Raw genomic sequence first — 23,394 nt, forward strand, 5'->3', positions numbered from 1 at the left:
GAGCGATCCGCAGTCGCCCATCCTCCTCTCTCCGGGGAAGCCTGCGGCGGTTCTCGCATATCTCGCGTGCACGGCCTCACATCGCGCGTCACGCGACGAGTTGCTCGACCTTCTCTGGTCTCACGTCGAGCCTGATCGCGCCCGGCAGTCGCTGCGACAGGCGCTGACACATCTCCGACGCATCCTCGGGCCGGGCGCCATCGAGACGGCGGCTGACTTCGTTCTGCTGCGTGCCGCGCTCGCCAGCGACGCGGCGCTCTTCGACGCCGCATTCATGGCGGGCAATGCCGCCGAGGCGCTCCGTTGGGCAGCCGCGCCATTCCTGTCCGAGTTCGCGACGCCTGGCGGCGCCACGTTCGAGCAGTGGGGGGCGAGCCTGCGCGTGCGCTACGACGTCGCGGTCGTACGAGCGCGCGAGTTGGTGGCGCGCGAACACCTCGATGCGGGCCGCTTTCAGGAAGCGCGTGACGTTGCGCGCCTCGCCATCACCACCGCCCCGGATCGAGAGTCACCGTGGCGCCTGCTGCTCGAAGTGCTCCTCTCGGCTGGCGACCGACTGAACGCATCGCTCGAAGCCGCGGCCCTCGAGCGGTGGCTCGCCGACGAGGAACGCGAGCCCGCGCCCACGACCCGTCGCCTGCTCCGTCGGGTGTGGAGCGAGTGGAACGATGGTTTGTCGGACGCGGCGGGCCCCATGCCCGATGGTGGTGGAGCGGCATTTCTCGCTCCAGAGCTTGTCGGCCGTGAACGTGAGTTCGCGCGACTACTCGGCGCGTGGACCGAGGCCCGCCGCCGCGGCCTCGTGCGCGTTCACGTCACGGGCCCTCCGGGGATCGGCAAGAGCCGTCTCCTCGCCGAGGTGCGCCAGCGGTGGCGCGCCGTCGGCGTCACGGCGCTGCTTGTCCGCTGTCATCCCGGCTCCCGTCGGATCCCGGGCGTGCTGTTGTCCGACGTCGTGACGGCGCTCGCTCACCTCCCGGGATCGCTCGGCGTGTCGCCCGCGTGCGCCGCGTCCCTGGTGGAGCTCGCGCCGGCGCTCGCCGAGACGTATCGCGGGGCACCCAGAGGGGACGGCGGCTCCGCGACCGGCGCGTTAGGCGCCGACGCCGAGCGGCGATGGCTCCAGGCACTCGAGCAACTCGTGCGGGCGGTGACGGAGGAGCGCCCCATCGCGCTCGTGCTCGACGACGTCCACTGGGCGGACGACGTCTCGTCGCGCGTGATACTCGGCTCCCTCGAGCGGCTCGCCGCGTGTCGTGTGCTGCTGGCCACCACGGCGCGGGACGGGACGGCGGCCGCGTGGGCGCCTTCGGATCTCGATGGCGAGCGTGCCGTCGAGAACGCGGCCGAAGGCGTGGACGCCCCGGCCGTGCACAACGTGCCGCTCGCTCCGTTAGGCATCGCGGACGTCGACGCGCTTGTGCGGAGCATCGGTGCGCTACCCGTCGCCGGGTGGCCGGAGGTGCTGCTCCCGTCGCTCGCCTCGTCCACACGCGGTGTACCGCTGGTTCTGCTCGAGCTCCTGGCGTTGCTGGTCGAGCGGGAGCTGCTCGCGTTGACGGACGAGGGATGGCGGCTCGGTCGAGCCTCGCGGCCGCTCGAATCGGCGTGCGCGCTACTGGAGGCGCACGCGGGACCTGGTGCGCGCGTGGCCGGCCTCGACTCCAGCGCGCTGCGTGTGCTGGCCGCTCTCGCTGTCGTCGGGGCACCGCTCGACGCGGAGACCGTCGGAGCGGGCGTCGGTTGTGACGCCGGGACGGCGGAGGCGAGGCTCGTCGCGCTCGCACGGCGCGGGCTCGTGCGCCTAACGGACGACGGTCATTGGGAACCGGCGCACGACGAGATCCGGGACGCGGTGCTCGCGCGACTGCCGGACGACGAGGTCCGCCCGATGGCCCGGTCGCTCGGTATGCACTACGCGGCGTGCGCGGCGGCGGCCGGTGACGCGGCGACGCCGCTCGCGCGGGCTGCGGCCGCGTTCGTGCTCGCCGGCGCGGACGAGCCGCTGGCGAGGGTGTTCATGCGCTGGCTCCTGCTGTGCCGCCGGCAGGGCGACCGCCGGCCGGACGCGGATCTCGCGCGCGAGCTACTCGGCGACGCGGCGTCCGCGCAGCGCGTGAACACGCTGCTCGCTGCCCGGCCGATCGCGGACCGCTTCGGCCTCCGGTCCCGGCGCGCGGCGGCGGGCATGCTCGCCGCCATGCTGGTCGTCGCCGTGGGCGTCGCAGCGGGCCAGCTCGTCGCCGTGCGCGCGGCCGACGCCCAGGCACGTCGGGCGCGCAAGCCTACGCGCCTCGCGTTGATCGCCCAACCGTTCACGTGGAAGGTCGGCTTCCCCATGACGCCGGTGCCGATCGCGGAGGTACAGGACGCATCCGGGGAACCGGTCCTGACGGCCGGAGACTCCGTGCGTGTGGACGTGACCGGCGCGCAAGCGATCGTCGCGGGGAACACGGCGCCGGTGGTGCGTGGACGGGGCACGTTCGATCGTGCCGTGCTTGCGCAGCTCGGTGCCGGCCAGATGTCGCTCCGATTCACCTATCCCGGCGTACCGCCGCTGGTGGTGCCCATCGTGAGCGGAGGGACCGAATACTCCGTTCTCAGCCTGACTCTCGTCGGTGCCAGCGTGAACGGTCAGGTCCTCACGCCGCGCCAGCGTGTAGCCCGAGTGCAGGCCGGCGACTCCATCGCCCTCGTGCTCGACCTCCGCTACACCAGTCCGTTCCCCGCGGCGAACGTCGTGATGGGCGCCGCGCCGTCGTGGGGCGACCCGGCGAAGAGCTTCGTGCGGCTCGCTTCGTTGGTCACGCCGGCGCGCGCCTTCGCGCTCCACACGCAGACGACCCTACATGCGCCTAACGAAACGGGGCGTTACCACGTGGTGGTGGCGTTCGGGGCCGAGGAGAACGTGGCGTACTTGCTCTCGGGGACGAACTGGACCGTCGGCCGCGCCATCTGGCACGACGGCAATGACGTCGCCGACTGGAACGAGACCCAGCGCGACGAGGCGGACCGGAGCGGCTCGGCGCCCGCCATCATGCTCGAGCGTCGCGGCGGACCGATCGCGACGGGTGTCGCAGTGCCCATCCGGTCGCGCGACATGCTTCGGCATCGGATCCGCGTCCCTGCCACGACGCTGACGATCGACGTGCTACCGCGTCGTTGAGCCCTTAGTTGCCCGGGGGTCGCCTGAGTCGAGCGCACTCCCTCAGGGCCGCCGCGACTTCCGCCGGATGCGCCGCATCGTGATCACGTACAGCGGCAGCGACCCGACGAGGACCACCAGATAGATCAGGGCTTCCTCGATCAGTGTGGCCAGCAGTCGCATCGTCGCGATCCGGGAGTCATGTACGGGGGAAGCCCCGGTATTCTGTCGACGTGCTGCGCCGAGCGCAACCGCGGACGTGCGGTTACTGGTGCTTCGTTACAGGGAGCCCGGACGTGACCCACGCGCTCCACCACAGGTCGCGCAGCATCGTCGCGCCCGCGGCGAGCCGCTCGGCGGCGAACTGCGCGTGCGCGGGGTCCGCGTTCGTCGGGGTGAACGGCGACGCCTTCTCGAGGTCGTAGAGGCGCGTGAGCTCGGCAGCCGTCAGGCCGAGGTACGCGCGCACGGCGGGGCGCACGTCCTCGATCACCTGGGGCGTGCGCGCCACGAGGGGCGTCACCGCGGCGGGGGTGATCCGCGCCTGCACGAACGCGCTCTCGAACCGCGAGTGGAACGTGCGGTCGGTCGTGTAGCCGTTCGGGTTGTCGCCCGTCCAGCCGTTGAACTGCTTGCTGACGTGCGTCGGGTTCGACCCGTCCGCGACGTAGTGGCCGAGGATGCCGGCGTCGTCGATGATGCGCGCCTCGATCCACCGCCTCGTCGAGTCGGGCGCGACGCGCCAGCGGCGGAAGTCGGACCGGAGCTGCTGGGTGAGCTCGAGGATGCGGAACGGCAGCACCCCCACCACGGCCGGGTCGAGGCCGAGCGCCCGGACCGAGTCGGCGAACGCGAAGCGCGACGGCGCGGCGAGCGCGCTCGCCAGCCGGTCGGCGGGAAGCATGTCCGCGTCGATGAAGTGCTCCGGCGCGGTCGCTCCGTCGAGCGCGGGATCGAGCTCCCGCTCGGCGCGCTCGCGCCACCGGTCGGGCTCGGAGTTCAGGTACGCGAGCTGGGCCGCCGCGTCGCGGAAGAACGCGGGCATCTCCCGCGGGAGCGCGGCCGCCGCGACGCCGCCGATCAGCCGGTGACCGTAGTCGCCCCACGCGTCGCCGGTCGTGGGCCGGAGCAGGAGCAGCCCGCCGGCGAGCGCGGCGACGAGCAGGGCAGGCAGGCGATGTCTGGACACGCCGGACGATAACGACCAGGGCAGGAGGGCAGGAGGGCAGGAGGGCAGGAGGGCGGGAGGGCAGGAGACCGTGAGACTCTCCTGCCCTCCCGCCCTCCTGCCCTCCTGCCCTCTCCTCAGTCCTGGTCCGTCGGCCGATCCGGGTCTGCGAGCCGCGAGTCGTTGCGGCCAGTCACCGAGCCGCGGGCCGACTCCTCGGGGCTGCCGCCCTGCACCTGCTGCGGACCGCCCTGGTTGTGGCGGGCGCTGACGTCGTCGTTGCCGTGGCGCGGTGCGCGCCCGCCCTTCTTCGAGTTCGTGTTGCCGCTGCTGCCGCTCATGCCGTCGCTCCTTGGGCTGCGTGGACCGACCGGGCGGGGCAGAGGGTGTGCCAGGGACGGCGTGCGGCCGCGTTTCGAGACTTGCCGCATTCGCTCGGAGCGCGCAGCATGGCGGCACCCGAACACCACGAGGACGCATGCCCCGCGTCGCCCGCCTGCCGTTCGCCGCGCTCGTCGTCGCACTGCTCGCGCGCCCGCTCCATGCGCAGTCGCACCACGACGCCGAGCGCCTCGGCACCGTGCACCTCGCGACGTCGTGCCGTCCGGAGGTCGCGCCGCGGTTCGACCGCGCGGTGGCGCTGCTGCACTCGTTCGAGTTCGGCGCCGCGATCCGCGGCTTCGAGGACGTGCTCGCCGGCGACTCGACGTGTGCGATGGCGTACTGGGGGATCGCGCTCGCGCGGTGGACGAACCCCGTGGCCCCCGGCGAGCGCCCCACGGCGGCGCTCGTGCTGGGACGACGCGCCGCCGACGCCGCGGCGCGCCTCGCACCGCGCGCGACGCCGCGCGAGCAGGGCTACGCCGCCGCCGTCGCGGCGCTGTACGCGGACTACGAGCACGTCGACCAGCAGACACGCGTCCGCGCGTACGAGCGGGCGATGGCCGACCTCGTGGCGCGCGAGCCCGCCGACACCGAGGCGAGGATCTTCCACGCCATCGCGCTCGTCGCCGCGGCGCCGCCGACCGACAAGTCGTACGCCGACTTGCGGCGCGCGGGCGCGGAGCTCGAGGCGCTGTGGGCGAGGCAGCCCGACCACCCCGGGCTCGCGCACTACATCATCCACAGCTACGACGTTCCCGCGCTCGCCCCGCGCGCCGCGGCGGCGGCGCGGCGCTACGCCGCGATCGCGCCCTCCGCCGCGCATGCGCTGCACATGCCGTCGCACACGTTCACGCGCGTCGGCCAGTGGCAGGCGTCGGTCGACGCGAACCGCCGCTCCGCCGAGGCCGCGCTGCGTGACGCGTCGATCGCCGAGGTGCTGCACGCGTCGGATTACCAGGTGTACGCGTACCTGCAGATGCGGCGCGACTCCGCCGCGCGCGCGGTGCTGGCCACGCTCCCCGCGCTCGCCGCGCGCTTCGATCCCACCGCCGTGACCGGCGCCGCGCCCGGCTCGGCGGGCGTGTTCGCGCTCGCCGCGATGCCGGCGCGCTACGCGCTGGAGCGCGGCGCGTGGGCGGAGGCGGCGGTGCTGGAGCCCGTGGCGAGCGCGTTCCCGTATGCCGAGGCGATGACGTACTTCGCCCGCGCGTTGGGCGCGGCGCACATCGGCGACACTGCACGGGCGCGCGTCGCGGGCGAGTGGCTCGCGGCGATCCGCGACCGGCTCGCGGCGCGCGGCGAGCCGTACTGGGCGGAGCAGGTCGCGATCCAGACGTTAGGCGCCGACGCCTGGCTCGCGTTCGCCCGCGGGCGCCGCGACGACGCGCTCGCGCTCATGCGCGAGGCCGCGACGCGCGAGGACGCCACGGAGAAGAGCGCCGTCACGCCCGGCCCGCTCGCCCCCGCGCGCGAGCTGCTCGGCGACCTGTTCGCGGCACTCGGCCGACCGCGCGAGGCGCTGGCCGAGTACCGCGCTACACTGGTGAGGGAGCCTAACCGATACCGCGCGCTCGACGGCGCCCGCCGCGCCGCGCTCGCGGCCGGCGACCGCGCGGCGGCGGCGCGCTACGCCTCGCAGATCCGGACGCTCATGGGCCGTTGAGGTCGCGCGGAGGCGTAGGAGAGCCTTCTGCTGTGTATTCGAACCGCAGAGGACGCGGACGGCCGCAGAGGACTGCAATTGTTGTCCTCTGCGGCCCTCCGCGTCCTCTGCGGTTCAATGTCGTTCTCCGCAGCTCCGCGTGAGCCGGATGTGCCTAACGCGTCGCCGCCTTCGTCACCGGGATCCCGCTCCCGCCGATCGGCTTCAGCGCGTTCCACAGCAGCGGGAACGTCGCCATCGTCTGCCCGCGATACTGCGGACGGAAGCCGAACAGCACCACGTGCCCCTTGCCCTGGCGCACATCCACCAGCGCCGCCTTGCCGTTCAGCTTCGAGCCGCCCAGCAGCCAGCCGGAGAGCAGCGGATCGCCCTGCGCCGGGTAGCGCGCGACGACCGTCGCGCGCGACGGATCGGTGACCTCGAACGCCGGCCCGCTCTCGAACCACGCCATCGGCTGCGGCGCCGTCATCCCCGCCGCGAGCGGGTGCGCGCTGTCCAGCTCCACGCGGAAGATGGAGCCCGGCGCGTAGAAGTCCGTGCTGCGCAGCCCGTCGAGCACGTTCTTCACCGGCAGCTCCAGCGCCTCGATCGCGTAGTCGCTCGCGTCGTTGAACGCGACGAGCGTCCCGCCCGCGTCGACGAACGACTTCAGCGCCGCCGCGCCCTCCTTGCCGACGCCGCCCTTCAGCGAGTCGGGGTACTGGTTCATCGGGCCGTTCGCGATCTGCCGCGCGTTCTGCTCGGGAAGGATGATCGCGTCGAACTTCGCGTTCAGGCTCCCGCCGCGCAGGTCCTTCGCGTGCACCACCGTGAACGGGATGCGGTACTGGTCGAGCAGCCACCGCGTCCATCCCTCGTCCATCGACGGCGAGTAGTTCGCGAACACCGCGATGCGGCGGGCCTTGTTGTCCGTCAGGCCGCGCGCCACCCACGGCGTCGCGTTCTGCGTGGTGAGCAGCGCGGTCGGCGCCGTCACGGAGTCCTTCACGAACGCGACGTCGAAGCCCATGAGCAGCGGCAGCGTGTGCGCCGTCACGTCGTACGGCCGCTTCGGCGGGCCGCCCGGGTACTCGCGCAGGTTCGGGTAGTGCTGCGGCTCGAGCAGCGTCTTCGCGAACGCGCCGTACGGCTGCGCGGTGTAGATCACGAGACTCCCCGCGGGGAAGCTCCGGCCGCCCGCGCTGAACGCGGCCGGCGCGCGGCGCACCTCCACCTGGCCGCGCTGGAGGATGCGCACCGCGGCGTTCACCGCCGTGTCGCGCACCGGCTGCGCGGGGATCACGATCGTGGCCGGCCAGTCCGTGCGGCCCGCCGCCGTGTTGCCCGCGACGGCGTTCTTCTGCACCTGCACGTAGCTCGCGAGCCACTCGTCGCGGTCGCCCGCGGCCTCGGCCAGCAGCGCCATCGACGCCGCGGTCTGGTAGCGCACGATGTCGCCGACCGTCCAGTGGCCGCCTGGCCACTTCGTGAGGAAGTCGACGCCGGTCTCCTTCGGGTCGACGTTGTAGCCGGGACGCAGCGACTCGAACGGCACGTCGATCGGCGACGCGAGCGCGGCACTCGCCGTCTCGGTGAGGATGCGGATCGCGCCGTGGTAGTGCTGGTACGCGCGCGCCGGCGTCCACGCGTCGTAGCTCGTGTTGTTCGCGACGCCGACGAAGCCCTGCGCCGTCAGCCGCCACGTCATCGCCTTGCCCATCTGCGCCACGCCGGCCATGAGGATCGGGTCGATGTTCGGCTCGATCGGGTCCATGTACGGCGGGATGAAGATGCGCGTCCCGTTCGCGCCCTGCTGGTGGATGTCGTTCACGATCTGCGGATGCCACTGGTTGTACAGCGAGTCGATCACCATCCGCGTCTCGGCCTGCGTGAACGCGTACCAGTCGCGGTTGTCGTCGTGGCCCGTGTAGTAGTGGTAGAGCTGCGGCGGCTGCGTGCCCTCCCACGCGGTGCCTAACGAGCTGCGGTACCAGTCGCCGACGATGTCCACGCCGTCGGGGTTCAGGCTCGGCACGAGGATGGTCAGCGCGTTGCGCCGGATCGCGCGCGCCTCCTCGTCCTCGCCGCCGACGAGCCGCTCGGCCAGCTTCATCGGCGTCAGGTTGCCGCCGACCTCCGTCGAGTGGATGCCGCTCGTCACGAGCACGACGACCTTGTCGTCCGCCGCCGCGCGCCGGATCTCGTCGGCCGAGTGGAAGCGCGGGTCGGAGAGCGTGCGCTGCAGCTCCTGGTAGCGCGGCAGGTTCGCGATCGTCGCCGAGTCGCCGATGAACGCGGCGAGGAACGGCCGGCCGAGCGTCGTCTTGCCGAGCGTCTTCACGGTGATGCGCGGCGACGCGGCGTCGAGCGCCTGGAAGTACGCGACGACCTGCTTCCACTCGGGGAGCTTGCGGTCGGTGCCGGGATCCCAGCCGATCACGCTGGCCGGCGTCGGGATCTGGGCCGCGAGGGCGGTGGGGAGCGCCGCGAGGGCGGCGAGCAGTCGGAGGTTCATGGGCGGGACTCGGGACTCGAGACTCGGGACTCGGGACTCGGCTGTCCAACTCTACGCCTGCCCCGGCCGAGCGTTGAGTTGGAGTCCCGAGTCCCGAGTCCCGAGTCCCGAGTCCCGAGTCCCGAGTCCCGATCCCTCACCCGGACAGCGGCAGCCTGAGCGCCCGCGTCTTCGTCAGCCCCTCCCAGTGGTACTCCGCGATCTCGGCGCGGATCTGCTCGATGCGGTCCGTGATCGCCTTCGGCGCCGGCGTGCCCGGCGCGTGCACCTCGCCGAGCACGACGAACGAGCGGAGCAGCGTCTCGTACGCGCCGGGCGCGTAGTCGGCCTGCACGGCGAGCTTCGCGCCGTCGTAGTCGCACAGGTTCTCCTTCGTCTCGCCGTAGCTCGCGCCGAACTCCTGCCACCGCCACTGCGACGGGTCGGTGACGGCGCGCCCCTTCGTGCGCACGAGCGAGTCGATGCGTCCCGAGACCTGGTCGTCGTCGATGTGCTCGATCTCGTGCGCGACGATCGCCGCCAGCTCGTCCTCCGTCGTCATGTACGAGAGGATGCCGCCCCAGATCACGATGTGTCCCCCCGGCAGCGCGAAGCCGCTGTGGATCCCGGGGTGCGGGTCGTAGTGGATCGTCCACGGCAGCCGACGGCGCGTATGCCGCCCGAGCGAGTCGGCGACCGACTGGATGTACGCCTCGATGCGCCGGTCCTGGTCGTCCCGCGGCACGAGCCCACGCTCGGCCGCGAACTTGTCCGCGAGCGCCGCGCCGAGGGCGATCTCCTGCGCGTCGGTCGCCGCGTGGTGCGGCTGGGCGCCGACCGGCACGGTGATCAGGAGGGCGACCGCGGTCACGACCTTCGTGATCTGCATTGCGATGAGAGGACGGGTCGCGGGAGACGGTGCGAGGCGAGTACCGAATGGGGATCCACGAGCGATTGAAAAAGGATCTCGAGATCCGTTCCATCGCCGTTGGATCCCCATTCAGTACTCGCCTCGTCCCTCCGCGCCGCTCAGCCGTCCCGTCCCCGTCGCCGCCCGATCGCCGCCATCGCTCCGAGACCGCCAGCGAGCAGCGCGAGACTCGCCGGCTCCGGCACGGCGTTCAGCTGCGGTCCGGCGACCGTGCCCGTGGCGTCGAACGCGACGGTCCCCGCGGCGAGGTTCTGCGTGCCGCGCGTCGTGCCGGTCCCGGTGGCTTCGGTGAACATGCCGGTGCCGCCGCCGATGACGATCGTCGACGAGCCCGAGAAGACCTGGGGCGCGGTCATCACGAACGATCCCGCGCTCGTGCCGAACAGGGTGTTGCCGCCGCCGAAGTCCAGCGTGAAGACGCCGCCCGTGAAGTCGAACGTGCCGAGGTTGACGCACGCCGCCTGCGTCCCCGTCGCCGCGCCGAACGGCGAGAACAGACCCGAGAAGGTCGCGTTCACGTCGACCTGGTTCGGGCCGCAGCTGCCGGGCGTCGCCGTGACGACGGTGCCGGTGAAGCTCCCCGTGAACGCGATCGGGGGCTTCGCGTGCGCCGGCACGGTGGCGAGCGCCGTGGAGAGAGCGGCCGCCAGGAATGGGAGTCGGGTCCGTCGCATCGCATCCTCCGAGCGTGTGGAGAGGACTACGGACTGCGGGGCGGGATGCCGGCCTGAAGGGAGCGCGGGCGGGCCCAATGTACGTGTCCGCCGCCGACAACGCCCGCCCCGGGCGAGCGCGTATACTCGGTCGGCGCCCCGAGCGCCCCGTTTCCACAGGCCGCCCATCCCCCCAATGCTCCAGGCCCGATCCTGCCGCGCCCTCGGCGCCGCCCTGCTCCTCGTCGCGGCGCCGCTCGCGACGCCGCTCGCGGCGACCGCGCAGCCGAGCGCCGCACGCCACATCACCACGCCGAAGGAAGCGTTCGGCTTCAACGTCGGCGACGACTATCGCCTCGCGACCTACACCCAGTTCGAGAAGTACTGGCGCACCATCGCCGCGCAGTCCGACCGCGCGAAGCTCGTCGAGATCGGCAAGACCGAGGAAGGGCGGCCGCAGCTCATGATGATCGTCTCGAGCCCGGCGAACCTCGCGCGCCTCGACCGCTACAAGGAGATCTCGCGCCGCCTCGCGTTAGGCCTGGCGCGCGACTCGAGCGAGGCCCGCGCGCTCGCCCGCGAGGGGAAGGCCGTCGTGTGGATCGACGGCGGCCTCCACGCCACCGAGGTCCTCGGCGCGCACCAGCTCATCGAGACCTCGTACCATCTCCTGTCGCGCACCGACCCGGAGACCATGCGGTTCCTGAACGACTGCATCATCCTCCTCGTCCACGTGAACCCGGACGGGATGGAGCTCGTCTCCAACTGGTACATGAAGGACGCCGACTCCACGAAGCGCGGCATGAACATCCCGCGCCTCTACGAGAAGTACGCGGGGCACGACGACAACCGCGACTTCTACATGGCGAACCTCAAGGAGACGCAGAACGACAACAAGGTGATGTACTGGGAGTGGTTCCCGCAGATCGTCTACAACCACCACCAGACGGGCCCCGTCGGCACGGTGATGTTCGCGCCGCCGTTCCGCGACCCGTTCAACTACAACTACGATCCGCTCGTCGTCATGGAGCTCGACCAGGTCGGCTCCGCGATGCACTCGCGCTTCGAGGCCGAGGGCAAGCCGGGCGTCACGATGCGCTCGGGGTCGACGTATTCCACGTGGTGGAACGGCGGGCTCCGCACCATGCCGTACTTCCACAACATGGTCGGCCTCCTCACCGAGACGATCGGCAACCCCACGCCGCAGACGATCCCGTTCGTGCCCGAGCAGCAGCTGCCGCGCGCCGATCTGCCGTACCCGATCGCGCCGCAGGCGTGGCACTTCCGCCAGTCGATCGACTACTCGATCACGGCGAACCGCGCGGTGCTCGATCTCGCCAGCCGCCAGAAGGAGAACTTCCTGTTCAACATCTGGCGCATGGCGCGCAACTCCATCGAGCGCGGCAGCCGGGACACGTGGACGACGACGCCGAGCGAGCTCGATTCGGTGAAGCAGATCGCGGCCGCGAACGCGCCGCCGCGGCAGGGTGGTCCGGTGGGCGACGCGTTGGGCGGCGGCCGTCCGGTGCCGACGGAGCTGTTCACGAAGTTCCTCCGTGACCCGGCGAAGCGCGATCCGCGCGGCTACGTCATCCCGAGCGACCAGCCCGACTTCCCGACGGCGGTGCGGTTCGTGAACGCGCTGCGCTACGGCGGCGTCACGGTGCTGCAGGCCACCGCGCCGTTCACCGTGAACGGCAAGCAGTACCCGGCGAACAGCTTCGTCGTGAAGGCCGCGCAGCCGTTCCGGCCGCACGTGCTCGACATGTTCGAGCCGCAGGACCACCCGAACGACTTCGCGTACCCGGGCGGCCCGCCGAAGCGCCCGTACGACAACGCCGGCTACACGCTCGCCTACCAGATGGGCGTGCAGTTCGACCGCATCCTCGACGGCTTCGACGTGCCGAACGCGGTCGAGGTGAAGGGGCTCGCCACCGTGCCGGCCGCGCGCGTCGCCGCGGCGCCCAACGCGTCGGGCTTCCTCGTGAGCCACGCGATGAACAACGCGTTCATCGCCGTGAACAAGGCGCTGAAGGCCGGCGCCGACGTCTACATGCTCCGCTCGCCGCTCTCGGCGAACGGCAAGACGTATCCCGCCGGCACGTTCTGGATCGCGTCGGCGAACGGCACGCCCGCGATGCTGCAGGAGCTCGCCCGCTCGCAGGGCGTCGCGTTCGACGCCGCGGCCGCGCGCCCGGCCGCCGATGCGCAGAAGCTCACGCCGAAGCGCATCGCGCTGTTCGACCAGTACGGCGGCTCCATGCCCTCCGGCTGGACGCGCTACCTGTTCGAGCAGTACGACTTTCCGTTCCAGCTCGTCTACCCGAAGGACCTCGACGCCGGCAACCTCGCGGCGAAGTACGATGTGATCGTCTTCCCGTCGGGCACCGTGCCCGGCGTCGGCGGCGGGCGCGGAGGACGCGGCGGCGGCGGCTTCGGCGGCGAGTCGGACACGACGACCATCCCCGCCGAGTTCCGCGCGCGGCTCGGCCGCGTCACGCCGGAGAGGACCGTGCCGCAGATCAGGAAGTTCCTCGAGGACGGCGGCACCGTCGTCGCCGTCGGCACCTCGACGGCGTTAGGCTACCACCTCGGCCTGCCGCTCGAGAACGCGCTCGTCGAGTCGATGGCGAACGGCACGCGCGAGCTGCCGGCGGAGAAGTTCTACATCCCGGGCTCCATCCTCCGCGCCGCGGTCGACACCACCCGCCCGGTGTCGTACGGCATCGGCACGGGCGGCGAGGTGGACGTGTTCTACGACAACAGCCCCGCGTTCCGCCTGAAGTCCGACGCCGCCGCGCAGGGCGTGCGGCCGCTCGCGTGGTTCGCCTCCGCGTCGCCGCTGCGCAGCGGCTGGGCGTGGGGCCAGAGCTACCTGAACGGCGCCGTCGCCGCGGCGGAGGCGAAGGTGGGGAAGGGGACGCTGTATCTGTTCGCCCCCGAGATCACGTTCCGCGCCCAGCCGTACGGCACGTTCAAGTGGCTGTTCAACGGCATCTACACGCCGACGGCGCCTAACGCCGCGATGTAACAGCGAGGGCAGGAGGGCAGGAGGGCACGAGGGCAGGAGAGTCGTTAGGCTCTCCTGCCCTCTCGCCCTCTTGCCCTCCTGCCCTCAGCCGTCGTAGATGGCGCGCAGGATCTCCCGCGCGACGCCGGGCCGGTAGTGCGACTGCTCGTAGTAGTTGTGCACGTCGCGCGTGATCGGGTTCGCGCCGGAGAAGTCGAACACGTTGGCGGGACCGAAGATCGTGCGGAGCGCCGAGAGGTCGGCCGGGTTCAGCGGCACCTCGTCGTAGAGCGCGCTGATGACGATGCGGTAGTCGGCGTGCTGGCGGGCGAGCACGCGCGCGATGTCGAGCAGCATGCGCCGCTGCACCGGCCCGATCACCGGCGGCGCGGGATGTGGAGCGGTCGGCGGGCGCGGGTGCTCGTGCGCGAGCTCCACGAAGTACGCGTCGCCCCGGTCGCGGATCGCGCGGTCCATCGACAGCTGATATCGCTCGTTCGACCGCGCGTCGAAGCCCACGTCGCCCGGGCTGATGTAGCCCGTCATGTAGTGGCGGAACGTGTGGAACAGCCGGTAGTCGGCGTAGGCGAGCAGGAACTTCGGCGTCGCGAACGCGTGCAGGAACGCGCCATGAAACGCGAGCGCACTCTCGCCGCTCGTGCGCGGGTCCTTCATGTACAGGTGGCCCGGCTGGTCCGCGACCGTCGCGAGCATTCCCGTATCGGCGACGATCAGCACATGCCGCAGGCGCGCGCCGTGGCGATCGAGCCACCGCAGCTTCGTCTGCACGCCGTACAGCGACTCGCCGAAGGCGTTGAAGTGGAAGATCCGCGTGGAATGGATGTGCGGCGCCCAGTCGGAGGCGTGGTACACGTCCGAGCGAGAGCTGCCGAAGATGAACGCGTCGAGCGAGTCGCGGCGCGGGTGACGGAGGTACCGCTCCGTGGACACGAAGTCGCGGTTGTACTGCACGCCGTGCGTGCAGCAGTAGTCGCCGTGCCGCCACACCACGCCGAACGGGTCCAGGGCGCCGTACGCCGCGAGCCACAGCAGGCCCGGGATCGCGAGGATCGCCAGGCGGCCGGTGAGCCGTCGGAGCGCGTGCGGTGTCGACGTCACGTCAGAACTGGAAGTAGATGAACTGCGGTGCATCGGGGCGTGCCGCGAGCATGCAGCCGTAGACCAGCCCGTAGTACACGGCGTAGCGGAGCACCGCCGGCAGCCGCTGCACGCCCGCCGTCGCGGGCACGCCCTCGGCCGACTCCAGCGCCTCGGCCGGCTCGCCGGCGCGCGCGAGCGCGCGCTCGGCCGCCACGGCGCCGGCGATCATCACCGCACACGCCGCCCACGCCCGCCACATCGCGCGGTCGGCGCCCGCGCTCGGCCCGATCGCGTGCGACAGGACGTACCTCGCCTGCTCGAACGTCGTGGCGCGGAAGAACACCCACGCGATCGTCACGAGCGCGAACGTGGTCAGCGTGGCGCCGACGCGGACGACGCCGCGGTCGCGGTCGAGCCCGAGCCGCCGCAGCGCCGCGCTCCGCAGCGGACGCGTCGCATCGCCGACCACGAGGTACGTGCCGTGGAGCAGTCCCCACACGACGTACGTCCAGCTCGCGCCGTGCCACAGGCCGCTGATCGCGAACACCGTCAGCAGGTTCGCGTAGTGCCTGACGGTCGTCGTGCGGCTCCCACCGAGCGGGATGTAGACGTAGTCCTTGAACCAGGTCGACAGCGAGACGTGCCACCGGCGCCAGAACTCGCCCACCGAACGCGCGAAGTACGGCGTGCGGAAGTTCTCCATCAGCCGGAACCCCATCACCTGCGCGCTGCCGATCGCGATGTCGGAGTAGCCGGCGAAGTCCCAGTAGATCTGGAACGCGAAGAACACCGTCGCGATGAGCAGCGGCGGACCGCCGAACGCGTGCGGGTGCTCGTACACGCGGTTCACCTGCGCGGCGAGCGTGTCCGCGAGCACCACCTTCTTGAACATGCCGACCGCCATGCGCAGCAGCCCGTCGCGTACGCGCGCGTACTCGAAGCCGTGCGGCTCGCGGAACTGGTGCAGCAGGTTCTGCGGCCGCTCGATGGGGCCCGCGACGAGCTGCGGGTAGAACATCACGTACAGCGCGTACGTGAGCAGGCTCCGCTCCGCGCGCTGCGTGCCGCGGTACACCTCGATCGTGTAGCTCATCGCCTGGAACGTGTGGAACGAGAGCCCGATCGGGAGCAGCATGCGCAGCGCCGGGAACACCGGCGCGAGTCCGAGCGCATGGCCTAACGACGTGAGGTTCGCGGCGAGGAAGCCGTAATACTTGAAGACCGCGAGCACGCCGACGTTCGCGACGATGCTGGCGCCGAGCGCCCACCGGCGCGCACGCCCCGCCGCCCGCTCGATCGCGATCCCGGCGACGTAGTCCACGACGATCGTGAACGCGAGGATCGCGATGTACGCCGGCACGAACGCCATGTAGAACACGCAGCTCGCCGCGAGCAGCAGCGGCGCGCGCCAGCGGTGCGGCAGCGCGAAGTACAGCCCCGTCACGACGGGGAAGAACAGCAGGAAGGCCAGGGAGTTGAACAGCATCGCGCGGCCCGGCGGGAAGGCGGCCGGAGGGGGGAAGCGAGCGCGGCATTGGGAGGGACGCCCCGTAGCTCGCAACCGACGATGCGACGGAAGGGACCGGCGGTCAATGGGGCATTAACCGGCGTTAACGAGAAAGCCCGGCGCGCAAACGTGTGCGCACCGGGCTCTCGACTGGGGCGGGTGGATTCGAACCACCGATCTTCCGATTAACAGTCGGACGCTTTGCCAGCTCAGCTACGCCCCATCGGCAGGGGAGAGGACGACCTCCCTCGGCACATGGTAATGGGTGTGGCGCCCGTCCAACAACCCGAAGGTCGCCCCGCGCCGGCCCGGCCTGGCCGTCGACGGTGCCGCCGTCTATCCTCGCCGGACTCGCTCCGGCTCCCCTCCCGCACCCGCCCGATGCGCTCAATCCGCGCCGCGCGCCTCCCGCTCGCGCTGCTGCTCGCCCTCGCCGCCTGCGCCCCCCGCGCCACGCGCTCGTCCGACGGCGCGCCGTACGATCTCGTCATCACGGGCGGCCGCCTCGTCGACGGCACCGGCAACCCGTGGCAGTACGGCGACGTCGGCGTCCGCGGCGACCGCATCGTGCGCGTCGCCCCCGCCGGCGCGCTCGCCGCCGCGCCCACGCGCACCCGCGTCGACGCGCGCGGCCTCGTCGTCGCGCCGGGGTTCATCGACGTCCAGAGCCACTCGTGGGACGCGCTGCTGTGGCGCGACGGCCGGGTCGTCGGCAAGGTCGCCCAGGGCGTCACGACGGAGATCCTCGGCGAGGCGACGACGCCGGCGCCGGTGAACGACGCCGTCCAGAAGCTCATCGAGGATGGCACCACGACGCCCACCGAGCACGCGCTCCACGAGCGCTTCCGCGGTGCGCGCGGCTTTGGCGCGTGGCTCGACGCGATGGACCGCCACCCGAAGTCCGTCAACGTCGGCTCGTACCTCGGCGCCGCCACCGTGCGCGCGTACGCGAAGGGACAGGCGATCGGTCCCGCGTCGCCCGCGGAGCTCGACACCATGCGCCGCGTCGTCGCCGACGCGATGAAGGATGGCGCGTTCGGCGTGTCGAGTGCGCTGATCTACCCGCCGGGATCCTACGCCACGACCGCGGAGCTGATCGCCGAGGCGCAGGCGATGGCGCCGTACCACGGCACCTACATCACCCACATGCGCAGCGAGGAGGACTCGCTGTTCGAGGCGATGGACGAGGCGTTTCGCATCGGGCGCGAGGGCGGCGTGCCGGTGATCGTCTATCACCTCAAGGCGGCCGGCTTCCGCAACTGGTGGAAGGCGCCCGGCATGGTCGCGAAGATCGACTCCGTTAGGCGCGCGGGTGGGGACGTCACCGCGTCGATGTACCCGTACCCCGCATCGTCCAACAACCTCGCGTCGTGCTTCCCGCCGTGGGCGAGCGAGAACGGGCGCCTGCTCGACAACCTGAAGGATCCCGCCACCCGCGCGCGCATCGTGCGCGAGATGACCGACACCACGAGGGGCTCGCTCGAGCTCTGCCAGTTCGCGCCCGGCGCGGTGATGGCGATCGGCTTCACGCGCCCCGAGTACCAGAGGCTGAACGGGCTGCGCCTCCCCGAGATCGCGCAGGCGTTAGGCACGTCGTGGGCCGACGCCGTCGTCGACCTCACCATCGCGGAGCGGAACCGGCTGTCGAAGATCACGTTCGGCATGGACGAGAAGAACGTCGCCATGCAGCTCCGCCGGCCGTGGGTCATGATCGGCAGCGACGCGGGCGGCTTCGATCCCGACAGCGCGAGGGGGCTCACGCACCCGCGCGCCTACGGCACCTTCGCCCGCGTGCTCGGCAAGTACGTGCGCGAGGACTCCGTGCTGTCGCTCGAGGACGCCGTGCGGCGCATGACGTCGCTCACGGCCGGCCGCCTCGGCCTGCGCGACCGCGGGCTGCTGCGCGAGGGGTTCTACGCCGACGTGGTCGTGTTCGACCCGGCCATCGTCGCGGACCGGGCGACGTACACGCAGCCGCACCAGCTCGCGGTCGGTGTGCGCGACGTGTTCGTGAACGGTGTCGGCGTGTGGCGCGACGGCCGCCACACCGGGGCGACCCCGGGCCGAGCGGTGCGCGGGCCCGGATGGACCGGGCGCTAGACGCCTAGCACGGCTCGAGCAGCGTGCGCGCCGCGAACCGCACCGTGCCGGCGGGGCGCGGCACGCGCACGACGTCCACCGGCGCGGTGATGACCTGCGCCGTGAAGCACTCCGGCGCCGGACCAGCCACGGTGTAGGTCACGTCGAGCCCACCGTCGGCGGCCGCTCTCACCGCGTCGACCGTGACGCGCCAGCCGCCGGACGGCCGCTCGCCGGCGGCGACGACGAGCACGACGTCACGCGAGAAGTCCACCGCGGGCCGGTGCGGCGCGGGGACCGTCGCCGCGGTCAGCCGCTCCCACGTCCCTTCCCACGACGCGGCGTCGCGCACCACGAGCTCCGCCGGCTCGGTCAGATCGCTCGACGCGGCGCGGAACAGTCGATCGATGGGGAGCATGAACGGAAGGTGAGGGGCGTGGCGTCGACGCGACAGCATTGACGGGATATCGCGCGGATGTAACAGTAGCGTCGCGGCAGAGGCTGCCTCGCCGCACCCGTGGCGCACATCCGACGCTCCCACCGATTCGCGCCACCGCCCGCCGAGGCCAACCCCTCCCGGCCTCGACCCCCTCCGTTCTCGTCCCCCAGCCCCCGCCCGGAGGTTTCATGCGCACACGCCTGTCCCGCCGTCTCTCGTTCGTTCTCGGGGTGCTCGCCGTCGCGCCGGGAGCCGCTCGGGCGCAGACCCCGACCACCGCGACCGCCGACCTGATGCCGGAGCGGACGATCGTCGTCGGCCGGGCGACCGGCACGACCGGGGGGGCGGTGTCCGCCGACATCTTCGGGCCGACGAGCTACGCCGCCAACTACGGCGCCGTACGCGAGGGGGTCGACCTGAGCGGTGTCGCGCTGCTGCAGATGTTCAGCCCCACGAACACGTTCCTCGGCAGCTGCACCGGCTCCCTGCTCTGGGGGCGTCACGACATCCTCACCGCGGCCCACTGCGTCTCGCCGACGATCCTCGGCGCGCCGCTCGGCCACGTGCAGGTGCTCTTCATCGGGCCGGGCAACACGTTCCAGTCGATCAACACGTCGCAGGCGGTCATCGCGTCGGGGTACGATCCGACGTTCGTGAACAACGACCACGACCTCGCGATGCTCCGGCTGCCCACCGCGGCGCCGTCGTTCGCCGCGGGGTACTCGCTGTTCTACGGCGATCCGCTGTTCCAGCGCACCCTGTTCGCCGGCTTCGGCCTCTGCGGCAACGGCCTGACGGGCGACTCGTTCAGCTGCGGCGGCAACCGCCTCGCCGGGGTGAACCAGTTCGACGCGTACAGCTATCGCTGCCTCGACGCGAACGGCAAGGAGACGTGCATCGGCCTCACCACGGCGCCGACGCCGGTGCTCGTCACCGACTTCGACAACGGCACGGCCGGCAAGAACACGCTGTGCCTCATCCTCGGCGCCTGCGATCCGGGCCTCGATCGTGAGGTCACGACCGGCCGCGGCGATTCCGGAAGCGGCAACTTCATCGACGGCCAGCTCGCCGCCGTGACGTCGTGGGGCGCCGGCAGCTCGAAGTTCGGCGCGATCGGGGGCTACGTGAGCCTGGTCGACACGCAGAACCGCGCGTTCATCACGTCGAACGCCGTCCCCGAGCCGTCGACGTACGTGCTGCTCGGCACCGGCCTCGTCGCGCTCGGCGTCGTCGCCCGCCGTCGCCGGCGCGCCTGAGTCGATCGCGTTAGGCAGCGCGCGGACGCCGCCGACGGGACGCGTCCCGTCGGCGGCGTCTCGCGTTTCGGTAGGCAGGCGCGGACGCGTGGGCTCGACCTTGCATCGACCGGCGGCGTATGCCTCGCCCCGCGCCCAGCCGCCGCACGCTCGCCGCTCTCGCGCTGCTCGCCGCGTCGAGCGCGTCCCCGCTCGCCGCGCAGTCGTCGACGGCCACCTCGCCCCCACCGATGCTCGGCGGCACCGACGCCGCGATCGCCGGCGGCTTCGCGCTCGGCACGCTCGGCGCCTTCGCGCTCGACCGGACGCTGGCCGAGCGACTGCAGCGGCCCGGGGTGCGCAGGAGCCGCGCGCTGTCGCGCACCGCGACGGTGTTCCGGCTCGCCGCACAGCCCGGGGTCCTCGTGGGCCTCCCCGTCGTGTACCTGGTCGGTCGCGCGACGAAGCAGGATGGCATGGCCGACGTCGGGCTGCACGGGACCGAGGCCGTCGCCGTCGCGCTCGTGAGCACCACGATCGTGAAGGCGATCGTCGGTCGCGCGCGCCCGGCCGTCGACGTGCACGACCCGTCGAACGTGGCGCTCCTGCGTGGCATCACCCGCGGCGGCGAGTTCCAGTCGTTCCCGTCGGGTCACGCAACGACCGCGTTCGCCGCCGCGGCCGCGCTCACGGCGGAGACCGTGCGCCGCCGCCCGGACGCGCGGTGGCTCGTCGGCGTGCCCGCGTACGGCGCGGCGTCGCTCGTCGGCTGGTCGCGCATGTTCGACAACCGGCACTGGGCGAGTGACGTCGTCGCCGGCGCCGGGTTCGGCACGCTCGCCGGTGTCGCCGTCGTGCGCTACCAGCACACCCGCCCGCGCAACCGTCTGGACCGCTGGTTCCTCGGCGCATCGATCGACGGGCGCGGCGCCGTGCCGATGGCATTCGTGCGTTAGGCACGTTCCGTTTTCCTTGGGAGAAAGAGAGCCGCTCTCTCATCGCGGTACCGGACGTGGGCCCGACCAGCGATATTGCATCTGGGAGCGGCGCACCTCCTGCGTCAGCCCGTCTCACGGCCTCGACAGCGCTGTCGGGGCCGTGACGCTTTTTCCAATGGCACGCCATCATGTCCGCACCGACTTCCCCCGAACTCCTCGACACCGTACCGCCCGACGACGGCGGCTTCGCGGCGCTCGGCCTGCGCCCCGAGCTGCTCACCGCGGTCACCGCGCTCGGCTACGAGGAGCCCACGCCCATCCAGCGCGCGGCGATCCCCGTGCTGCTCGAGGGGCGCGACGTCCTCGGGCTCGCCGCGACCGGCACGGGCAAGACGGCCGCGTTCGCGCTGCCGCTGCTCGACCGCGTCGCGGGCGCGCGGAACCGCGACGGGTCGCCGGCCGCGCTCGTCCTCGTGCCGACGCGCGAGCTCGCGATGCAGGTGGCGGAAGCGGTGCACAAGTACGGCCGACCGTTAGGCATCCAGGTCGTGCCCATCTACGGCGGCGCGCCGATGGGACGGCAGCTCTCCGCGCTCGAGCGCGGCGTCGACGTCGTCGTCGCCACACCGGGGCGCGCGCTCGACCACCTCGGGCGCGGCACGCTGCGGCTCGACTCGGTGCGCGTCGTGGTGCTCGACGAGGCCGACGAGATGCTCGACATGGGGTTCGAGGACGAGCTGCGCGCGATCCTCGAGGCGACGCCGACCGAGCGGCAGACCGCGCTGTTCTCGGCCACCATGGCGCCGCAGGTCGCGCGCATCGCCGGCGCGCATCTGCGCGATCCCGCGCGCGTCGAGATCGCGCGCGAGCCGATGGCCGCCGGCACCGTGCCGCGCGTTAGGCAGACGGCGTACGTCGTGCCGCGCGCGCACAAGCTCGCGACGCTCGGCCGCGTGCTCGACATCGAGGCGCCGACGAGCGCGATCGTGTTCTGCCGCACGCGCACGGAAGTCGACGAGCTCACCGAGACGCTTGCCGGCCGCGGCTGGAGCGCCGAAGCGCTGCACGGCGGCATGGGGCAGGAGGCGCGCGATCGCGTCATGCGGCGCTTCCGCGGCGGCCAGCTCGAGCTGCTCGTCGCCACCGACGTCGCCGCGCGCGGCCTCGACGTCGAGCACGTGTCGCACGTCGTGAACTACGACGTGCCGAGCGCGCCCGAGGCGTACGTGCACCGCATCGGCCGCACCGGGCGGGCGGGCCGCGAGGGCGCGGCGGTGACCATCGCCGAGCCGCGCGAGCATCGGCTGCTGCGCAACATCGAGCGGCTGACCGGACAGAAGATCGAGTTCGCCGTCGTGCCCACGGTCGCCGACCTGCGCGCGCGCCGCCTCGATCTCACGCGCGCGGCGGTGCAGGACGCGCTCGTGGAGGCACAGACGAACGCGGCGCGGCTCGACCGCTTCCGCATCGTCGTGGAGACGCTCGCGAACGAGTTCGATCTCATGGACGTCGCCGCCGCGGCGGTGAGCGTCGCGCACGAGGCGACCGCCGGCGACGCCGAGGAGGACGACGTCGAGATCCCGACGGTGACCGTGGGCGAGTACCGCGGTGGCTCGCGCACGGCGGGACGCTTCGGCCGCTTCGAGCGGAACGAGCGCCCGCGCCGCGAGAGCTGGCGCGACGAGGGGGGCCGCGAAGGCGCGCGCGAGAGTGCGCGCGAGGGCGGGCGCGAGGGCGGCCGCGAGGGCGGCCGCGAGGGGGCCCCCCCCGACAGCAACGTCGCGCCGGCCCGTCGAGCGAGCGGTACCCCGACGACGCGGGGCGGGACGCGCGAACGCGTCGCGACCGCGGCACCGGCGACACGACGCGCATCTACGTCGGCGCCGGGCGGAAGGCGGGGATCCGCCCGGCGGATCTCGTCGGCGCGATCGCGAACGAGGCGGGGCTGCACGCGCGCGCCATCGGGGCCATCGAGATCGCCGACCGGTTCTCGCTCGTCGAGGTCCCCGAATCGGCGGTGGAGGCGGTGATCGACGCGCTGCGCGGCACGACGGTGAAGGGCAAGCGCGTCGTCGTGCGCCGCGACCGCGCGTGACGCGCGCCTGACGGCGACGTGCCCGGCGCGAACGGCATCTTCGTCCTCAGCGAGATCGGCGGTCCGTTGGGCGAGCGGATCCGCGACGTGCAGCGGCGGTTCGACCCGAAGCTCGCGCGGGAGACGCCGCCGCACGTCACGCTCGTCGGCTCGTCGGGCGTCGGGCCGATCGTGCCGTCGACGCCCGTGGAGCGCATCCGAGACGCGCTGAAGCCGATCGCGGACACGACGCCCGCGCTGGAGCTGCCGTTCGAGCGGCCGCACCGGTTCATGCAGACCAACATCGTGGTGCTGCCGCTCGACCCGCACGGCCCACTGCGCCGGCTGCACGATCGCATCGCGCGCAGCGGGCTGCCGTTCGCGCGCGCGAAGTTCACGTTCACGCCGCACGCGACGCTCAGCTTCTATCCCACGCTGTCACGCGATGCGTTCCGCGAGCTGCTCGGCATGCGCTTCGACGAGCCGGTGCGGCTGGATCGCATGACCGTGTATCACACGCGCGACCCGCAGCCGGCGGTGAAGCTGCTGGAGCTGCCGTTCGAGGGAGCGTAGAGCGTGGAGCGTGGAGCGTGG

16 protein-coding genes, 1 tRNA gene and 1 pseudogene are annotated in these 23,394 nt (G+C 72.2%); 8 read left to right on the forward strand and 10 right to left on the reverse strand.

What is annotated here, in order from left to right; translation table 11 throughout:
* Window positions 1-88: 88 nt before the first annotated feature.
* Complete coding sequence (locus J421_RS33880) at window positions 89-436, reverse strand: hypothetical protein (protein ID WP_236646291.1); 348 nt, start codon at window positions 434-436, stop codon at window positions 89-91.
* Window positions 437-694: 258 nt separating this feature from the next.
* On the opposite strand from J421_RS33880, the gene J421_RS08415 reads away from it, so the two are divergent.
* On the forward strand, window positions 695-3,166 hold the full coding sequence (locus J421_RS08415) for an AAA family ATPase (protein ID WP_236646305.1): 2,472 nt from the start codon (window positions 695-697) through the stop codon (window positions 3,164-3,166).
* A gap of 244 nt (window positions 3,167-3,410) precedes the next feature.
* On the opposite strand, the gene J421_RS08420 is transcribed toward J421_RS08415, so the two are convergent.
* A complete protein-coding gene (locus J421_RS08420; protein ID WP_025410740.1) occupies window positions 3,411-4,334 on the reverse strand; it encodes a phospholipase C/P1 nuclease family protein in 924 nt (307 codons plus the stop codon).
* A 116-nt stretch (window positions 4,335-4,450) separates the two neighbouring features.
* On the reverse strand, window positions 4,451-4,654 hold the full coding sequence (locus J421_RS08425) for a hypothetical protein (RefSeq protein WP_025410741.1): 204 nt from the start codon (window positions 4,652-4,654) through the stop codon (window positions 4,451-4,453).
* 137 nt (window positions 4,655-4,791) lie between these two features.
* On the opposite strand from J421_RS08425, the gene J421_RS08430 reads away from it, so the two are divergent.
* A complete protein-coding gene (locus J421_RS08430; protein ID WP_025410742.1) occupies window positions 4,792-6,360 on the forward strand; it encodes a hypothetical protein in 1,569 nt (522 codons plus the stop codon).
* Between the two features lie 154 nt (window positions 6,361-6,514).
* On the opposite strand, the gene J421_RS08435 is transcribed toward J421_RS08430, so the two are convergent.
* The 3 genes from J421_RS08435 to J421_RS08445 all read right to left on the reverse strand — a co-directional run bounded on the left by J421_RS08435 (window position 6,515) and on the right by J421_RS08445 (window position 10,438).
* Window positions 6,515-8,854, reverse strand: a complete 2,340-nt coding sequence (locus J421_RS08435; RefSeq protein WP_025410743.1) for a M14 family metallopeptidase — start codon at window positions 8,852-8,854, stop codon at window positions 6,515-6,517.
* A 136-nt stretch (window positions 8,855-8,990) separates the two neighbouring features.
* Complete coding sequence (locus J421_RS08440) at window positions 8,991-9,722, reverse strand: M48 family metallopeptidase (protein WP_025410744.1); 732 nt, start codon at window positions 9,720-9,722, stop codon at window positions 8,991-8,993.
* Window positions 9,723-9,862: 140 nt separating this feature from the next.
* Complete coding sequence (locus J421_RS08445; protein WP_158508695.1) at window positions 9,863-10,438, reverse strand: PEP-CTERM sorting domain-containing protein; 576 nt, start codon at window positions 10,436-10,438, stop codon at window positions 9,863-9,865.
* A gap of 175 nt (window positions 10,439-10,613) precedes the next feature.
* Here J421_RS08445 and J421_RS08450 point away from each other — a divergent pair, with 175 nt between their 5' ends.
* Complete coding sequence (locus J421_RS08450; RefSeq protein ID WP_104022405.1) at window positions 10,614-13,448, forward strand: M14 family metallopeptidase; 2,835 nt, start codon at window positions 10,614-10,616, stop codon at window positions 13,446-13,448.
* Window positions 13,449-13,532: 84 nt separating this feature from the next.
* On the opposite strand, the gene J421_RS08455 is transcribed toward J421_RS08450, so the two are convergent.
* The 3 genes from J421_RS08455 to J421_RS08465 all read right to left on the reverse strand — a co-directional run bounded on the left by J421_RS08455 (window position 13,533) and on the right by J421_RS08465 (window position 16,258).
* Window positions 13,533-14,546 carry a hypothetical protein gene (locus J421_RS08455; protein ID WP_025410747.1) on the reverse strand — a complete coding sequence of 338 codons (1,014 nt, stop codon included), beginning with the start codon at window positions 14,544-14,546 and terminating at the stop codon, window positions 13,533-13,535.
* A gap of 1 nt (window position 14,547) precedes the next feature.
* Window positions 14,548-16,014, reverse strand: a complete 1,467-nt coding sequence (locus J421_RS08460) for an MBOAT family O-acyltransferase (protein WP_025410748.1) — start codon at window positions 16,012-16,014, stop codon at window positions 14,548-14,550.
* 171 nt (window positions 16,015-16,185) lie between these two features.
* A tRNA-Asn gene (locus tag J421_RS08465) sits at window positions 16,186-16,258 on the reverse strand.
* 158 nt (window positions 16,259-16,416) lie between these two features.
* On the opposite strand from J421_RS08465, the gene J421_RS08470 reads away from it, so the two are divergent.
* Entirely contained in the window at window positions 16,417-18,135 is a 1,719-nt protein-coding gene (locus J421_RS08470) for an N-acyl-D-amino-acid deacylase family protein (protein WP_025410749.1), read from the forward strand.
* A gap of 4 nt (window positions 18,136-18,139) precedes the next feature.
* Here J421_RS08470 and J421_RS08475 read toward each other — a convergent pair whose 3' ends face one another.
* Window positions 18,140-18,532 (reverse strand): protease complex subunit PrcB family protein, encoded by a 393-nt coding sequence (locus tag J421_RS08475; protein WP_025410750.1) that lies wholly within the window; start codon window positions 18,530-18,532, stop codon window positions 18,140-18,142.
* Between the two features lie 209 nt (window positions 18,533-18,741).
* On the opposite strand from J421_RS08475, the gene J421_RS08480 reads away from it, so the two are divergent.
* From J421_RS08480 to J421_RS08500, 4 genes and pseudogenes are all read left to right on the forward strand, one after another.
* Window positions 18,742-19,809 carry a trypsin-like serine protease gene (locus tag J421_RS08480; RefSeq protein WP_025410751.1) on the forward strand — a complete coding sequence of 356 codons (1,068 nt, stop codon included), beginning with the start codon at window positions 18,742-18,744 and terminating at the stop codon, window positions 19,807-19,809.
* Between the two features lie 119 nt (window positions 19,810-19,928).
* Window positions 19,929-20,744: a phosphatase PAP2 family protein gene (locus J421_RS08485; protein WP_025410752.1), complete on the forward strand. Its 816-nt coding sequence runs from the start codon at window positions 19,929-19,931 to the stop codon at window positions 20,742-20,744.
* A gap of 170 nt (window positions 20,745-20,914) precedes the next feature.
* Window positions 20,915-22,821 (forward strand): annotated as a pseudogene (locus tag J421_RS34590) (DEAD/DEAH box helicase).
* 18 nt (window positions 22,822-22,839) lie between these two features.
* Window positions 22,840-23,373: a 2'-5' RNA ligase family protein gene (locus J421_RS08500; protein WP_025410753.1), complete on the forward strand. Its 534-nt coding sequence runs from the start codon at window positions 22,840-22,842 to the stop codon at window positions 23,371-23,373.
* The last annotated feature ends 21 nt before the right edge of the window (window positions 23,374-23,394 follow it).

Origin of the sequence: Gemmatirosa kalamazoonensis, from assembly GCF_000522985.1 — a bacterium.
GTDB classification, from domain to species: domain Bacteria; phylum Gemmatimonadota; class Gemmatimonadetes; order Gemmatimonadales; family Gemmatimonadaceae; genus Gemmatirosa; species Gemmatirosa kalamazoonensis.

Coding starts and splice junctions, on each gene's coding strand:
- J421_RS08440 (WP_025410744.1), bottom strand. CDS start 9,722: ATGCAGATCACGAAGGTCGTGACCGCGGTCGCCCTCCTGATCACCGTG.
- J421_RS08445 (WP_158508695.1), bottom strand. CDS start 10,438: ATGCGACGGACCCGACTCCCATTCCTGGCGGCCGCTCTCTCCACGGCG.
- J421_RS08435 (WP_025410743.1), bottom strand. CDS start 8,854: ATGAACCTCCGACTGCTCGCCGCCCTCGCGGCGCTCCCCACCGCCCTC.
- J421_RS08415 (WP_236646305.1), top strand. CDS start 695: ATGCCCGATGGTGGTGGAGCGGCATTTCTCGCTCCAGAGCTTGTCGGC.
- J421_RS08480 (WP_025410751.1), top strand. CDS start 18,742: ATGCGCACACGCCTGTCCCGCCGTCTCTCGTTCGTTCTCGGGGTGCTC.
- J421_RS08485 (WP_025410752.1), top strand. CDS start 19,929: ATGCCTCGCCCCGCGCCCAGCCGCCGCACGCTCGCCGCTCTCGCGCTG.
- J421_RS08425 (WP_025410741.1), bottom strand. CDS start 4,654: ATGAGCGGCAGCAGCGGCAACACGAACTCGAAGAAGGGCGGGCGCGCA.
- J421_RS08475 (WP_025410750.1), bottom strand. CDS start 18,532: ATGCTCCCCATCGATCGACTGTTCCGCGCCGCGTCGAGCGATCTGACC.
- J421_RS08460 (WP_025410748.1), bottom strand. CDS start 16,014: ATGCTGTTCAACTCCCTGGCCTTCCTGCTGTTCTTCCCCGTCGTGACG.
- J421_RS08430 (WP_025410742.1), top strand. CDS start 4,792: ATGCCCCGCGTCGCCCGCCTGCCGTTCGCCGCGCTCGTCGTCGCACTG.
- J421_RS08470 (WP_025410749.1), top strand. CDS start 16,417: ATGCGCTCAATCCGCGCCGCGCGCCTCCCGCTCGCGCTGCTGCTCGCC.
- J421_RS08450 (WP_104022405.1), top strand. CDS start 10,614: ATGCTCCAGGCCCGATCCTGCCGCGCCCTCGGCGCCGCCCTGCTCCTC.